A 14,058-nucleotide genomic window follows, 5' to 3' on the forward strand; every position below is an offset into this window, starting at 1 on the left:
GTTCAAGGCATGAAGCGGATCCCTTGCCGCTTCTTCCTACTTGAGCAACAACTTAAACTCTTGCACAGGCAACGGCTGACTGTGTAAATACCCCTGGTAGAAGTGACAGTCCAACCCCTGCAAGAACTCCAGTTGTTCCGCTGTTTCCACCCCTTCGGCAATCACTTTCAAATCCAGGCTGTGGGCCATGGCGACGATGGCGCGGATGATCTCGGCGTCGTTCGGGTCGCTGGTGGCGTCGCGGATGAATGACTGGTCGATTTTCAGGGTATCGACCGGCAAGCGCTTGAGGTAGGTCAGTGAGGAGTAGCCGGTGCCGAAGTCGTCCATGGCGAAGCTCACGCCGAGTTTTTTCAGGCGGCGCATTTTGTTGATGGTGTCTTCCAGGTTCTGGATCACGATGCCTTCGGTGATTTCCAGCTTCAGCAACGTGCAGGGCAGCCCGTAGGTGGCGAGGCTGTTTTCGACCCGTTCGACGAAGTCGTTCTGGCGGAACTGGCGCGGGCTGATGTTCACGCACAAGCTGAATTTGTATGGATTCACCAGGCCGTCGTCGATCAATTGTTTGAAGGCCTGGCAGGCTTCGTCGAGGATCCAGGTGCCGACCTCCAGAATCAGTCCGCTGTCTTCCAGTACCTTGATGAACTCAGTGGGTGACTGCGCACCGAGGTCTGGGTGATTCCAGCGCACCAGGGCTTCGGCGCCGACGATGCGGTCACCCCGGGCGTCGACCTGGGGTTGGTAATGCACGCGAAACTCACCCCGGGAAAGCGCCAGGCGCAAGTCGGTTTCCATGCGCAGGCGTTCGCTCGCGGCCTTCTGCATGGTGTTGTGGTACATCTGCGCGGTATTGCGGCCCGAGTCCTTGGCGCGATAGAGCGCGATGTCGGCGCGCTTGAGCAGGTCGGTCGGGGTCGAACCGTGATCGGGAATCAGTGCAATGCCGATGCTGGGTGTCACTTGCAGGCGCTGACCGTCGAGGAACATCGGTTCGGACAGCAGTTCGCGAATGGTGTCGGCCACTTCGCGAACCTGATCGCTGACCTCGTTGCGCGAGCCTTCGAGACCGCTGAGTAGCACTACGAATTCGTCACCGCCCAGGCGCGCAACGGTGTCCTCCATACGCACGCTGGCCTCCAGGCGCGCGGTGATGATTTTCAGCACGGTATCGCCCACCGGGTGCCCGAGGGAGTCGTTGATGTGCTTGAAGTGGTCGAGGTCGAGAAACATCAGCGCACCACGTAAATTGTGGCGTTTGAGCAGGGCAATTTGCTGACTGAGCCGATCCATCAGCAGAGCCCGATTGGGCAGGTTGGTCAGTGGGTCGTGGTAGGCCAGGTGGCGAATCTGCGCTTCGGCGTTTTTCAGCAGGCTGACGTCTCGCGCGGTCAGCAGCAGACAGGCTGTTTCGTTGAGGGTGATCGGCTCCACCGACACTTCGACAGTGAGCAGTTCGCCGCGCTTGTTGCGTCCGAGCATTTCCTGGTGATGAACCCGCCCCTTGATCTGCAATTCCGCCAGTAGCGCCGAGCGTTGTTTTTCTTCAGCCCAGATCCCGACCTGGTACACCGTGCGGCCCACCACTTCCTCGGCGCGGTAACCGGTCAGGCGGCAGAAACCATCGTTGACCTCCAGATAGCGTCCGGTGTCGCGCTCGGTGATGGTGATGGCGTCTGGGCTGGAGTGAAAGGCCTTGGCGAATTTCTCTTCACTGGCCTTGAGTGCCGCTTCCGAGCGCTGTTGTTGGGTGATGTCGCGCAGCGTGGTGACGATGCAGGGCTGATCGCCGACGCTGATCTGGCGGCTGGAAATCACGCAGGTCAGGACCTGTCCGTCCTTGTGCTGGACGAGAATGGCCACGTTGTTCAGGCCTTGTTCACGGATCACTTGTTCGATCCGTCGCAGGCTTTTCGCCGAAGCGTCCCACAGGCCGATTTCGTCGGCGCTGCGGCCGATCACATCGGCGGTGCTCCAGCCAAATGTCTGGGTGAAGCTGGAGTTGATTTCAATGAACTGGCCGGAGTCCTGGTGGGTGACGCAGATCGGATCGGGGCTCACCTGGAACAGTGTGGCGAATTTCTCTTCGGAGGCCACCAGCCGTTGTTCGCGTTCCACCTGGTCGGTGATGTCGAGCAATGTGCCGGCCATGCGCACCGGCACGCCGTTTTCATCGCGGTAGAGGCGGGCGCGGCTTTCCAGGTAGCGCGAGCTGCCGTCGGGCAATTGCACGCGGTAGGTCAATTGGTAGTTGCCGGCCGGGCCTTCACGCAGGCTGCGGTAAGCGTCGCGCATGGTGTCGCGTTCTTCGCCGGGCACGCCTTCGAAGAACTCGTCGAAGGACTCGTGGAAGGGTTTGGCGTCCAGGCCGTGCAGTTGGGCGGCCCGTGCCGAACCGTAGAGCATGCCGCTGGGAATGTGCCAGTCCCAGGTGCCGAGTTGCGCCGAGTCCAGGGCCAGGTCGAGGCGTTCCTGGCTGTCCTTGAGGGCATGTTCGGCGATTTTGCGTTCGGTGGTGTCCAGGAAGGTGCTCAGCAGATAGGGCTGGCCTTCGAGCTCGACCTTTTGCGCACTGAGGATGCCGTCGTGGATCTGGCCGTTGCTGGCGCGAAACTGCACTTCCATGCTGACCAGGTCACCTTTGGCTTTGGTGGCCTTGACCAGTTCGGCCCGTTGTTCGGGATGCACCCACAGCCCCAGCTCCAGGGTGGTGCGGCCGATTGCATTTTGCACCGGCCAGCCGAACAGGCTTTCGAAATACTGGTTGGCTTCGGTGATCAGGCCGTCGTCCTGGCGGGTCAGCAGGACCATGTTCGGGCACAGGTGAAACAGGGTGGCGAAGCGTTTTTCCGAGCTGCTCAGTGCCTGTTCACGCTGGCGCTGGTGGGTGATTTCACGGATCACACCGATCATCCGTGGCCTGCCGTGCTTGTCCGGCAACAGGCTGCCGCTGATCTCCAGCCAGTGCAGGCTGCCATCGGGCCAGCGGATGCGATGGTGCATCATTTGTTCCAGCGGCGCGCCAGCGATGACCGCATGGAACGCGCGAACGGTTTTCGCGCGATCTTCCGGAGGCAGCAGGTCGAGGTATTCCAGATCCGATGGCAATGGTTTGCGGGGGTCGAAGCCGAACAGCGCCTGCGTACCCCGGGACCAGCTGATCTGCCCGCGCTCGATGTCCCAATACCAGGCGCCCAGGCGCGCGCCGTTGAGCGCGGCCAACAATTGCGAGGCACTCTCCCAGCTCTGTTCGGAGTTTTTCGGGTCAAGTGCCTGTATGCGCGGCATTGGCGGAATACGGTCAACAGATTTGGGCATTGGCAAGCCTTAGGCTGAATGGGCGTTTTGTACAGGCATTCGCGGCTCTATAGGAGTAGCACAAGTTAGCCTTGAGTCCCTGGCGGATCGAGTTGAGCGTCCAGCAGGGCCATGAAAGCCCGGGCAGCATTCGACAGCGTCCTTTCCGTGTGCAGGATATAGCCTAGCTGGCGAGTGAGCTGTATGCCCGGCAAAGGTATGCGCGCCACCTGATCGTCGAGCATGGTGCGCGGCAAAACACTCCAGGCCAGACCGATCGAGACCATCATCTTGATGGTTTCCAGGTAGTTGGTGCTCATGGCGATATTGGGTGTGAGGCCCTGGGCTTCAAACAGCCGCTGCACAATATGGTGGGTAAAGGTATTGCCGCCTGGGAAGACCGCCGGGTGTCGGGCAATGTCCGCCAGGCTGACCTTGCCGTTGTTGAGCAGAGAGTGCTCTGGGGCGACCACGAAATCCAGCGGGTCGTCCCACACCGGGGTGGCCTTGACCAGTGCATGGGGTTCCGGCGCCAGGGTGATGACCGCCAGTTCGGCGCGGCCATGGAGAATTTCCTCGTAGGCCACTTCCGAATCGAGGAACTGAATATCCAGCGCCACTTGTGGGTAGCGTCGGGTGAATTCCCTCAATAAGGGTGGCAAACGATGCAGGCCGATGTGGTGACTGGTGGCCAGGGTCAGACGACCGGTCACTTCGCCGGTGAGGTTGGTCAGGGCGCGGCGCGTATCATCGAGGACATTCAGAATCTGGTAGGCCCGCGGCAGCAGGGCGCGCCCGGCCTCGGTCAGGCCCACTTCACGGCCCAAGCGATCGAACAGTCGCACCTTCAATTGCTGCTCCAGCCCGGCGATGCGTTTGCTGATCGCTGGCTGGGTCAGGTGCAGCCGCTCCCCGGCGCCGGAGAAGCTTCCGGTCTCAGCGATGGCAATAAATGCATTGAGGTTGGCCAGGTCCATGGTTGTATTCCAGTTGGTTATCCAAAGCATAAAAAATATGAATTTGAGTTATTTAATGTAACCCCATAGGATCAGCCTCACAAGCCAAAGGGTTATTGAGGCATTCAAAACCCGGGGCATAGAAACAAGCTGATGAGGAACCGTCTGATGGCCGGCAAAACGCTCTACGACAAGCTCTGGGATTCGCATTTGGTCAAGCAGCGCGACGATGGCTCTGCGCTGATCTACATCGATCGTCACATCATTCACGAAGTGACCTCGCCGCAAGCCTTCGAAGGCCTGCGCCTGGCCGGGCGCAAGCCATGGCGTATCGATGCCAACATCGCGACCCCGGACCACAACGTACCGACCACGCCGGAACGCAAGGGCGGCATCGACGCCATCGTCGACCAGGTCTCGCGCCTGCAAGTCCAGACCCTCGATGACAACTGCGACGAATACGGCATCGTCGAATTCAAGATGAACGACGTTCGCCAAGGCATCGTCCACGTCATCGGCCCGGAGCAGGGCGCCACCTTGCCGGGCATGACCGTGGTCTGCGGCGACTCCCACACCTCGACCCATGGCGCATTCGGCGCATTGGCTCACGGTATCGGCACCTCCGAGGTCGAGCATGTGCTCGCCACCCAGTGCCTGGTCGCCAAGAAAATGAAAAACATGCTGGTGCGCGTCGAAGGCCAATTGCCTTTCGGTGTGACCGCCAAGGACATAGTGCTCGCCGTGATCGGCAAGATCGGTACCGCTGGCGGTAACGGCCACGCCATCGAATTCGCCGGCAGCGCGATTCGCGAGTTGTCTGTCGAAGGCCGCATGACCATCTGCAACATGTCCATCGAAGCCGGCGCTCGCGTAGGCCTGGTGGCTGCGGACGAAAAAACCGTGGCATACGTCAAGGGCCGTCCGTTCGCTCCGAAAGGCGCGGAATGGGACCTGGCCGTCGAAGCCTGGAAAGACCTGGTTTCTGACGCTGATGCCGCGTTTGATACCGTGGTTGAGCTCGATGCCGCGCAAATCAAGCCGCAAGTCAGCTGGGGCACCTCGCCGGAAATGGTCTTGGCGGTCGACCAGAACGTGCCGGATCCTGCCAAGGAAATGGACCTGGTCAAGCGCGACTCCATCGTCCGTGCCTTGAAATACATGGGTTTGACCGCCAATCAGGCGATCACCGACATTCAGCTCGACCGTGTGTTCATCGGTTCCTGCACCAACTCGCGGATCGAAGACCTGCGTGCTGCTGCGGTGATTGCCAAGGGCCGCAAAGTGGCCTCGACCATCAAGCAGGCCATCGTCGTGCCGGGCTCGGGTCTGGTGAAGGCGCAGGCCGAATCGGAAGGCCTGGACAAGATTTTCCTCGAAGCCGGTTTCGAATGGCGTGAGCCGGGTTGCTCAATGTGCCTGGCGATGAACCCGGACCGTTTGGAAAGTGGCGAGCATTGCGCCTCGACTTCCAACCGCAACTTCGAAGGCCGTCAGGGCGCCGGTGGTCGTACTCACCTCGTCAGCCCGGCCATGGCCGCCGCCGCCGCTGTGAACGGTCGTTTCATCGACGTCCGTGAATTGATCTAAAGGAGCGCAGCATGAAAGCTTTTACCCAGCACACTGGACTTGTCGCGCCTTTGGATCGTGCCAACGTCGACACCGACCAGATCATCCCGAAGCAGTTCTTGAAGTCGATCAAGCGCACCGGTTTCGGTCCGAACCTGTTCGATGAATGGCGCTACCTGGATGTGGGGCAGCCTTATCAGGACAACTCCAAGCGTCCGCTGAACAAGGACTTCGTCCTCAACGCCGAACGTTACCAGGGCGCCAGCGTATTGCTGGCCCGCGAGAACTTCGGTTGCGGTTCCAGCCGCGAGCACGCGCCGTGGGCGCTGGAAGAGTACGGTTTCCGCAGCATCATCGCGCCGAGCTATGCCGACATCTTCTTCAACAACAGCTTCAAGAACGGTTTGTTGCCGATCATCTTGAGCGATGCCGAAGTCGATGAGCTGTTCCAACAGGTCGAGGCCAATCCGGGCTATCAGTTGCAGGTTGATCTGCAAGCCCAGACCGTAACCCGCCCTGACGGCAAGGTGTTGAGCTTTGAAATCGATGCCTTCCGCAAGCATTGCCTGCTCAACGGCCTGGACGATATCGGCCTGACCTTGCAGGACGGCGACGCGATCGCGACGTTTGAAGCCAAGCACCGTGCGAGCCAGCCCTGGTTGTTTCGTGACGCTTGATTTTGCATAAGGCGCGATGACGCCATCGCTGGCAAGCCAGCTCCTACAGTTGAAATGCATTCCTTGTAGGAGCCGGCTTGCCGGCGATGACGCCCGCCCAGGCACCACAAGACTCACCCCAAAAAAGGAAGTCCCCATGACCCGCACCGCCCAGCACACCCAGGTAGTCCAGAAGCAATTCGGTGAACAGGCTGCGGCCTACCTGAGCAGTGCCGTACACGCTCAAGGCACTGAATTCGCGCTGCTACAGGCCGAGCTGGCCGGGCAGGGCGAGGCGCGGGTGCTGGATCTCGGTTGCGGCGCCGGTCACGTGAGTTTTCATGTGGCGCCGTTGGTCAAGGAGGTGGTGGCTTACGACCTGTCGCAGCAGATGCTCGATGTCGTGACCGCTGCCGCTGTCGATCGTGGCCTGAACAACGTCACCACAGTCAACGGTGCCGCCGAGCGCCTGCCGTTCGCCGATGGCGAGTTCGATTTCGTCTTCAGCCGCTATTCGGCCCACCATTGGAGCGATCTGGGCTTGGCGTTGCGGGAAGTGCGCCGGGTATTGAAGCCGGGCGGTGTCGCGGCGTTCATCGACGTGTTGTCACCGGGTAGCCCGTTGTTCGACACTTACCTGCAAAGCGTCGAAGTGCTGCGCGATACCAGCCATGTGCGCGATTATTCCGCCGGCGAATGGTTGCGCCAGGTCAGCGAGGCAGGGCTGCACACCCGTACTACCACCCGTCAGCGTCTGCGCCTGGAGTACAACAGCTGGGTCGAGCGCATGCGCACACCTGAAGTGATGCGCGCCGCGATCCGCGCGTTGCAGCAGTCGATGGGCAATGAAGTACGCGAATATTTTGAGATTGAGGCCGATGGATCGTTCAGTACAGATGTACTGGTCCTGATGGCTGAGCGATAGAATTTTTCCGGGCGCGCCTGTGGGCGCACCGACTGATGACATGAGGAAAGCATGAGCAAGCAGATTCTGATTCTCCCAGGTGACGGTATTGGCCCGGAAATCATGGCCGAAGCGGTCAAGGTTCTGGAATTGGCCAGCGACAAGTTCGCACTGGGTTTCGAGCTGAGCCACGACGTGATCGGTGGCGCCGCCATCGACAAGCACGGCGTGCCGCTGGCTGACGAGACCCTGGAACGTGCCCGCGCGGCCGATGCCGTGCTGCTCGGTGCCGTTGGCGGTCCGAAATGGGATGCTATCGAACGTGACATCCGCCCTGAGCGCGGCCTGTTGAAAATCCGTGCGCAACTGGGCCTGTTCGGCAACCTGCGTCCGGCGATCCTGTACCCGCAGCTGGCCGAGGCTTCCAGCCTGAAAGCGGACATCGTTGCCGGCCTGGACATCCTGATCGTTCGCGAACTGACCGGCGGCATCTACTTCGGCGCGCCACGCGGCACCCGTACCCTGGAAAATGGCGAGCGTCAGTCCTACGACACCCTGCCGTACAGCGAAAGCGAAATCCGTCGTATCGCCCGTGTCGGTTTCGACATGGCCATGGTCCGCGGCAAGAAGCTGTGCTCGGTGGACAAGGCCAACGTACTGGCCTCCAGCCAGTTGTGGCGTGAAATCGTCGAGGAAGTGGCCAAGGATTACCCGCAAGTCGAACTGAGCCACATGTACGTCGACAACGCCGCCATGCAGCTGGTGCGCGCACCGAAGCAGTTCGACGTGATCGTCACCGACAACATGTTCGGTGACATCCTGTCCGACCAGGCCTCGATGCTCACCGGTTCCATCGGCATGCTGCCGTCGGCGTCCCTGGACACCAACAACAAGGGCATGTACGAGCCTTGCCACGGGTCGGCGCCGGACATCGCGGGCCAAGGCATCGCCAACCCGTTGGCGACCATTTTGTCGGTGTCGATGATGTTGCGTTACAGCTTCAACCAGCAGGCTGCGGCCGATGCTATCGAGAAAGCCGTCAGCCTGGTGCTGGATCAGGGCTTGCGTACCGGTGACATCTGGTCGGCCGGTTGCACTAAAGTCGGTACGCAGGAAATGGGTGACGCAGTAGTCGCCGCGCTGCGGAATCTGTAATCTCTCGGGCCCGCTGCCAAATTCAAGACAAAGCAGCGGCCCACATTTCAAGAAGGTGTAGTTGCGATGAAACGTGTAGGTCTGATCGGTTGGCGCGGCATGGTCGGTTCCGTGCTCATGCAGCGGATGCTGGAAGAGCAGGATTTCGATCTTATCGAGCCGGTGTTTTTCACCACTTCCAATGTCGGTGGCCAAGGCCCGTCCGTGGGCAAGGACATTGCTCCGCTCAAGGACGCTTACAGCATTGAAGAGCTGAAAACCCTCGACGTGATTCTGACCTGCCAGGGTGGCGACTACACCAGCGAAGTCTTCCCCAAGCTGCGCGAAGCCGGCTGGCAGGGTTACTGGATCGACGCCGCTTCCAGCCTGCGCATGCAGGATGACGCGGTCATCGTTCTGGATCCGGTCAATCGCAAGGTCATCGACCAGCAGTTGGACGCGGGCACCAAGAACTACATCGGCGGCAACTGCACCGTCAGCCTGATGCTGATGGGCCTCGGTGGCCTGTTCGAAGCTGGCCTGGTGGAGTGGATGAGCGCCATGACCTATCAGGCGGCGTCCGGTGCCGGCGCGCAGAACATGCGTGAGCTGATCAAGCAGATGGGCGCGACCCACGCCGCTGTTGCCGATCAACTGGCCGATCCGGCCAGCGCGATCCTCGACATCGACCGTCGTGTTGCCGAAGCCATGCGCAGCGATGCGTACCCGACTGAAAACTTCGGTGTGCCGCTGGCCGGCAGCCTGATCCCGTGGATCGACAAGGAACTGCCGAACGGTCAGAGTCGCGAAGAGTGGAAGGCCCAGGCCGAGACCAACAAGATCCTCGGTCGCTTCAAGAGCCCGATCCCGGTCGATGGCATCTGCGTACGCATCGGCGCCATGCGCTGCCACAGCCAGGCGCTGACCATCAAGCTGAACAAAGACGTACCGATCGCTGATATCGAAGGGCTGATCAGCCAGCACAACCCTTGGGTCAAGCTGGTGCCGAACAGCCGCGAGACCAGCATTCAGGAGCTGAGCCCGAACAAGGTCACCGGCACCCTGAACATCCCGGTTGGCCGTCTGCGCAAGCTGAACATGGGTTCGCAGTTCGTCGGTGCGTTTACCGTCGGCGACCAGTTGCTGTGGGGCGCGGCCGAACCGCTGCGTCGCATGCTGCGGATCCTGCTTGAGCGTTGATCGACTGAAGCAATGAAAGAACCCGTGCCTTGAAAGAGGTGCGGGTTTTTTTATGGGCAAGGGTTGTCCATGAGGCCGCCATCGCTGGCAAGCCAGCTCCTACAATTGACGCGTACCCTGTAGGAGCTGGCTTGCCAGCGATGGGGCCGCTATGAGCACCGCCGAATTGCCTGTGTGTCACTCACCCGGTAAAGTGCCGCTCCCCCGTTTCGCCAGAGGTCAAACCATGAGCCAGTCCATTGATATTGCCGTGATCGGCGCCACCGGTACTGTCGGCGAAACACTCGTGCAGATTCTCGAAGAGCGCGATTTCCCGATCGGCACCCTGCACCTGCTGGCCAGCAGCGAATCGGCCGGCAGTTCGGTACCGTATCGCGGCAAGAACGTACGGGTACGGGAAGTCGATGAGTTCGACTTCAGCAAGGTGCAATTAGCCTTTTTTGCCGCTGGCCCGGCGGTTTCCTTGAGTTTTGCTTCCCGCGCGACTGACGCCGGTTGCTCGGTGATCGATCTTTCCGGTGCCTTGCCGGCGGAAAAGGCGCCGCAGGTCGTGCCTGAGGCCAACGCCCAGGTGCTGGCAGGCTTGAAAAAACCCTTTCAGGTCAGCAGTCCAAGTCCGTCGACCACCACACTGGCGGTGGTGCTCGCGCCACTGATGGACTTGCTCGATTTGCAGCGAGTCAGCCTGACCGCCAGCCTGGCGGTATCGGCACAGGGCCGCGAAGCGGTGAGTGAGCTCGCCCGGCAAACCGCCGAGCTGCTGAATGTGCGGCCGCTGGAGCCGAAATTCTTTGACCGGCAGATGGCCTTCAACCTGCTGGCCCAGGTCGGCAAGCCGGATGAGCAAGGTCATACCCTGCTGGAGAAACGCCTGGTGCGTGAGTTGCGGCAGGTCATGGCGCGACCTTCATTGAAGATTTCCGTCACGTGCATTCAAGCCCCGGTGTTTTTTGGCGATAGCTATAGCGTGACTCTGCAGTCCGCGAGTGAAATCGACCTGGCGAAAATCAATGCGGCCCTGGAGGATGCACCCGGCATCGAGCTGGTAGAAGCCGGCGATTACCCGACGCCGGTGGGCGATGCGGTAGGGCAGGACGTGGTCTACGTCGGTCGGGTTCGCCATGGGGTCGACGACCTGTCGGAACTTAATTTGTGGCTGACGTCAGATAACGTACGCAAAGGCGCCGCGCTCAACGCTGTGCAGTTGGCCGAGTTGTTGATAAAAGACCTGCTGTAAAAGATACTTTGCAACAATTTGTCGAATGATTCCGGGCGAGCCTATGCTTGCCGGAGTGCTGAAGGCGAGCCACTCTGCGGGGCTTTCCGGGCATTAATGAAAAGATCGCGCGCGACGACCCTCGCCGTTGCGCGCAATGCCTTACGGCAGCGGCTATCAATACCTTCTCGCTGGCCGAGGAATGTTCAAACTAAGGATGAGCTAATGGTTCAAGTTCGCAAACTGGTGTTAGCAATAGCGGCCGCCTCGGCGCTGTCCTCCGGTATGGCGCATGCCCTCGGGCTCGGGGAGTTGACCCTGAAATCGACGCTCAACCAGCCACTGGTGGCGGAAATCGAGCTGCTCGATGTCAAGGATCTCACGGCTGCCGAAGTGGTGCCGAGCCTGGCTTCGCCGGAAGATTTCGCCAAGGCCGGTGTCGATCGCCAGGCGTTTCTCAATGACTTGACCTTCACCCCGGTGCTGAACGCCAGCGGAAAAAGCATCCTGCGCGTGACCTCCAGCAAGCCACTCTCCGAACCCATGGTGAAGTTCCTGGTTCAGGTCATGTGGCCCAATGGCCGTTTGCTGCGCGACTACAGTGTGCTGCTCGATCCATCGAAATTCTCATCGCAAACCGCCGAGGCGGCTGCGCAGCCCGCACCGACTTCGACCGTCGCTGCGCCGGTGACCGGTGCGACCAAGCCGTCCCAGTACACCACCACGCCGCGCGATACCTTGTGGGAAATCGCCGCGAAGGCGCGTAATGGCGGTTCGATCCAGCAAACCATGCTGGCTATCCAGGCGCTGAACCCGGACGCCTTCATTGACGGCAACATTAACCGCCTGAAAACCGGCCAGGTGTTGCGCCTGCCGGATCAGGTGCAGAGCACCGGCCTACCGCAACCCAAGGCCATTGCCGAAGTGGCCGCACAGAACAAGGCCTGGCGTCAGGGGCGTCGTTATGTGGCGAACCCCGGGGCAGGGCAGCAACAGCTTGATGCCACCAATCGCGCTCGTACCGAGGGTGCTCCGGCTCAAGAGGCCAGCGACAAGCTGAGCCTGGTTTCTGCCGAGTCCGGCAAGAACCGTGGCAAAGGGGCTGCCGGCGATGCCAAGGCCCTCAGCAACAAGCTGGCGGTGACTCAGGAGAGCCTCGATGCCAGTCGTCGTGATAACGCCGAACTGAAAAGCCGCGTGGCTGATCTGCAAAGCCAGATGGACAAGCTGCAACGCCTGATCGAGCTGAAGAACAACCAACTGGCCAAGTTGCAGACCGAGGGTGCAAATGGTGCGCCAGCTGCTGCGACGGAACCGGCAATGTCGGCCGAGCTGGCCCCGAATCCGGCAGCGCCTGCTCCGGCAGACGGGGCGCCGGTTGCCCCTGCGGCAGCGCCCGAGGCCACTCCGGCACCGGCCGAGAAGCCCGTCGAGGCGACACCAGCGGCATCCGACGATCAGAAATTCAATGAGTTGCTGACCAATCCGGTGCTGCTGGGCCTGGTGGGCGGCGGCGCGGTGGTGCTGTTGCTCCTTCTGCTGTTGTTGGCGCGTCGTCGCAAGGCCCAGCAAGAAGCCGAGAAGCATCTGCGCATGGCCCGTGCCTTGGCCGAAGAGCAGCAGTTCCCAACCGATCTCGACTTGCCGGAAAGCAGCTTCGAAGGCCTGGAAGTGCCACCGCCGAGCATGAAGCTGGCAACTGCACCGACGCCTGCTCCCGCCCCAGCGCCGGTAGTCGCTCCGGTGGTGATGACCACGCCGATTGCCGCGCCATTGGTGGCGCCGGCTGCCGAGCGTTCCGATGACGTGCTGGGCCAGGCTCAGTCGCACATCAATGCCGGTCGTTTGAACCAGGCCGCTGCGTTGCTGGAGGACGGCGTCGAGCGAGAGCCTCAGCGCAGCGACTTGCGCCTGAAGCTGATGGAAGTCTACGGCCAGCAAGGCGATCGCGATGCGTTCGTTGGCCAGGAGCGTAAGTTGGTGGCCAATGGCGACAACTACGCCCAGGTTGAAAAACTCAAAAGCCGTTTCCCGGCCATGGCGCTGGTGGCTGCCGGTGGCATAGCCGCAGCCGCCGTTGCTGCCGAGCTGGACGCGCAATACGTCAAGGATCTGCTGCTTGACGAGCCGCAAGCACCAGAGCCGGCTTCGGCACCGCTCGAGGACGACCTCGACAGCGCCTTCGACCTGAGCCTGGATGATCTGGACGCGATTACGCCTGTGGCGCCTGCACCTGTGCCGGAGCCTGAAGTGACTGCGCTGGCGGATCTGGACGAATTTCCGCTGGACGACGATCTGAGTTTCGGGTCGGTGTTGGAGCAACAGACTGAAATCAAGGAAAACCTCGACGATCTGTCGGACTTCGATCTGGATCTGGATCTCGGTGCTGAACCGTCACCGGCGATTCTGGCTGAAGACGATTTCCTGCTGGATCTGGATCTGGATGAGGGTGTGAAGGATTTTCCTGTCGCTGAAGCCCCGGCCGTTCCCGAGGTCGCGCTGGATGATCTGGAACTGCCGGCTGATTTCGATCTGTCGCTGGCCGACGAAATACACACCCCGGATGTACCGGACGCGTTCGTGGCAGAGCTGGATGATGTCAGCGCCGAGCTGGAGAGCCTGTCCAACAGCATCGGCGAGCCGACGTTTACCGAGGCTGATGCCGCACTCGATGGCGATGATGACTTCGACTTCCTCTCGGGTACTGACGAAGCCGCTACCAAGCTCGACCTGGCTCAGGCCTATATCGACATGGGCGACAGCGATGGCGCCCGCGACATCCTCAATGAGGTTGTGAGCGAAGGCAATGCCGAGCAGAAGGGTGAAGCCAGGGAAATGCTTTCGCGCCTGGCTTGAGTGATCTGTAGGTTGTAAAAAAAGCGGCAGCCCATTGAGGCTGCCGTTTTTGTTTGGCCGGTGATGCGTTGGTGTCTGCGAAATTGCTATCGCGGGCAAGCCCGCTCCTACAGGGTTCGGTGGCGTTCACAAAACCTGTGGGAGTGGGCTTGCCCGCGAAAGGGCCGGAACAGTCAATGGAGATCCCTCTGGCATCCCCGCCCGGCGGCCTTATAATGCCCGCCTTTGGTACATCAGCAGGCTGTCCTTCCTTGGCAAATATAGATAACCCGGCCG

9 protein-coding genes are annotated in these 14,058 nt (G+C 60.8%); 7 read left to right on the forward strand and 2 right to left on the reverse strand.

The window, feature by feature from the left end:
• Window positions 1-36 precede the first annotated feature (36 nt).
• Both B0D71_RS12780 and B0D71_RS12785 read right to left on the reverse strand, forming a co-directional pair.
• Window positions 37-3,315 carry a PAS domain S-box protein gene (locus B0D71_RS12780; RefSeq protein ID WP_103395074.1) on the reverse strand — a complete coding sequence of 1,093 codons (3,279 nt, stop codon included), beginning with the start codon at window positions 3,313-3,315 and terminating at the stop codon, window positions 37-39.
• 65 nt (window positions 3,316-3,380) lie between these two features.
• On the reverse strand, window positions 3,381-4,271 hold the full coding sequence (locus B0D71_RS12785; protein ID WP_008047336.1) for a LysR family transcriptional regulator: 891 nt from the start codon (window positions 4,269-4,271) through the stop codon (window positions 3,381-3,383).
• Between the two features lie 147 nt (window positions 4,272-4,418).
• Between B0D71_RS12785 and leuC the strand changes: the two genes are divergently transcribed.
• The 7 genes from leuC (at window position 4,419) to B0D71_RS12820 (ending at window position 13,782) form a co-directional block, all read left to right on the forward strand.
• The gene (gene leuC, locus B0D71_RS12790) at window positions 4,419-5,837 is read left to right on the forward strand and encodes a 3-isopropylmalate dehydratase large subunit (protein WP_103395075.1); all 1,419 of its coding nucleotides are present in this window, start codon (window positions 4,419-4,421) and stop codon (window positions 5,835-5,837) included.
• A gap of 11 nt (window positions 5,838-5,848) precedes the next feature.
• Window positions 5,849-6,493: a 3-isopropylmalate dehydratase small subunit gene (gene leuD, locus B0D71_RS12795; RefSeq protein ID WP_103395076.1), complete on the forward strand. Its 645-nt coding sequence runs from the start codon at window positions 5,849-5,851 to the stop codon at window positions 6,491-6,493.
• Window positions 6,494-6,629: 136 nt separating this feature from the next.
• Window positions 6,630-7,397 (forward strand): class I SAM-dependent methyltransferase, encoded by a 768-nt coding sequence (locus tag B0D71_RS12800; RefSeq protein WP_103395077.1) that lies wholly within the window; start codon window positions 6,630-6,632, stop codon window positions 7,395-7,397.
• A gap of 51 nt (window positions 7,398-7,448) precedes the next feature.
• Entirely contained in the window at window positions 7,449-8,531 is a 1,083-nt protein-coding gene (gene leuB, locus B0D71_RS12805; RefSeq protein WP_103395078.1) for a 3-isopropylmalate dehydrogenase, read from the forward strand.
• 66 nt (window positions 8,532-8,597) lie between these two features.
• Window positions 8,598-9,710, forward strand: coding sequence for an aspartate-semialdehyde dehydrogenase (gene asd / locus B0D71_RS12810; protein WP_007975660.1), 1,113 nt, complete (start codon window positions 8,598-8,600; stop codon window positions 9,708-9,710).
• A gap of 226 nt (window positions 9,711-9,936) precedes the next feature.
• Window positions 9,937-10,947, forward strand: a complete 1,011-nt coding sequence (locus B0D71_RS12815) for an aspartate-semialdehyde dehydrogenase (RefSeq protein ID WP_103395079.1) — start codon at window positions 9,937-9,939, stop codon at window positions 10,945-10,947.
• A gap of 204 nt (window positions 10,948-11,151) precedes the next feature.
• A complete protein-coding gene (locus B0D71_RS12820; RefSeq protein WP_103395080.1) occupies window positions 11,152-13,782 on the forward strand; it encodes a motility hub landmark protein FimV in 2,631 nt (876 codons plus the stop codon).
• Window positions 13,783-14,058 lie beyond the last annotated feature (276 nt).

Source organism: Pseudomonas laurylsulfativorans (assembly GCF_002906155.1).
GTDB classification, from domain to species: Bacteria; Pseudomonadota; Gammaproteobacteria; order Pseudomonadales; family Pseudomonadaceae; genus Aquipseudomonas; species Aquipseudomonas laurylsulfativorans.

What these genes read in the sequence shown, in the direction of transcription:
- B0D71_RS12780 (WP_103395074.1), bottom strand. Translation starts at nt 3,315, where the DNA reads ATGCCCAAATCTGTTGACCGTATTCCGCCAATGCCGCGCATACAGGCA.
- B0D71_RS12785 (WP_008047336.1), bottom strand. Translation starts at nt 4,271, where the DNA reads ATGGACCTGGCCAACCTCAATGCATTTATTGCCATCGCTGAGACCGGA.
- leuC (WP_103395075.1), top strand. Translation starts at nt 4,419, where the DNA reads ATGGCCGGCAAAACGCTCTACGACAAGCTCTGGGATTCGCATTTGGTC.
- leuD (WP_103395076.1), top strand. Translation starts at nt 5,849, where the DNA reads ATGAAAGCTTTTACCCAGCACACTGGACTTGTCGCGCCTTTGGATCGT.
- B0D71_RS12800 (WP_103395077.1), top strand. Translation starts at nt 6,630, where the DNA reads ATGACCCGCACCGCCCAGCACACCCAGGTAGTCCAGAAGCAATTCGGT.
- leuB (WP_103395078.1), top strand. Translation starts at nt 7,449, where the DNA reads ATGAGCAAGCAGATTCTGATTCTCCCAGGTGACGGTATTGGCCCGGAA.
- asd (WP_007975660.1), top strand. Translation starts at nt 8,598, where the DNA reads ATGAAACGTGTAGGTCTGATCGGTTGGCGCGGCATGGTCGGTTCCGTG.
- B0D71_RS12815 (WP_103395079.1), top strand. Translation starts at nt 9,937, where the DNA reads ATGAGCCAGTCCATTGATATTGCCGTGATCGGCGCCACCGGTACTGTC.
- B0D71_RS12820 (WP_103395080.1), top strand. Translation starts at nt 11,152, where the DNA reads ATGGTTCAAGTTCGCAAACTGGTGTTAGCAATAGCGGCCGCCTCGGCG.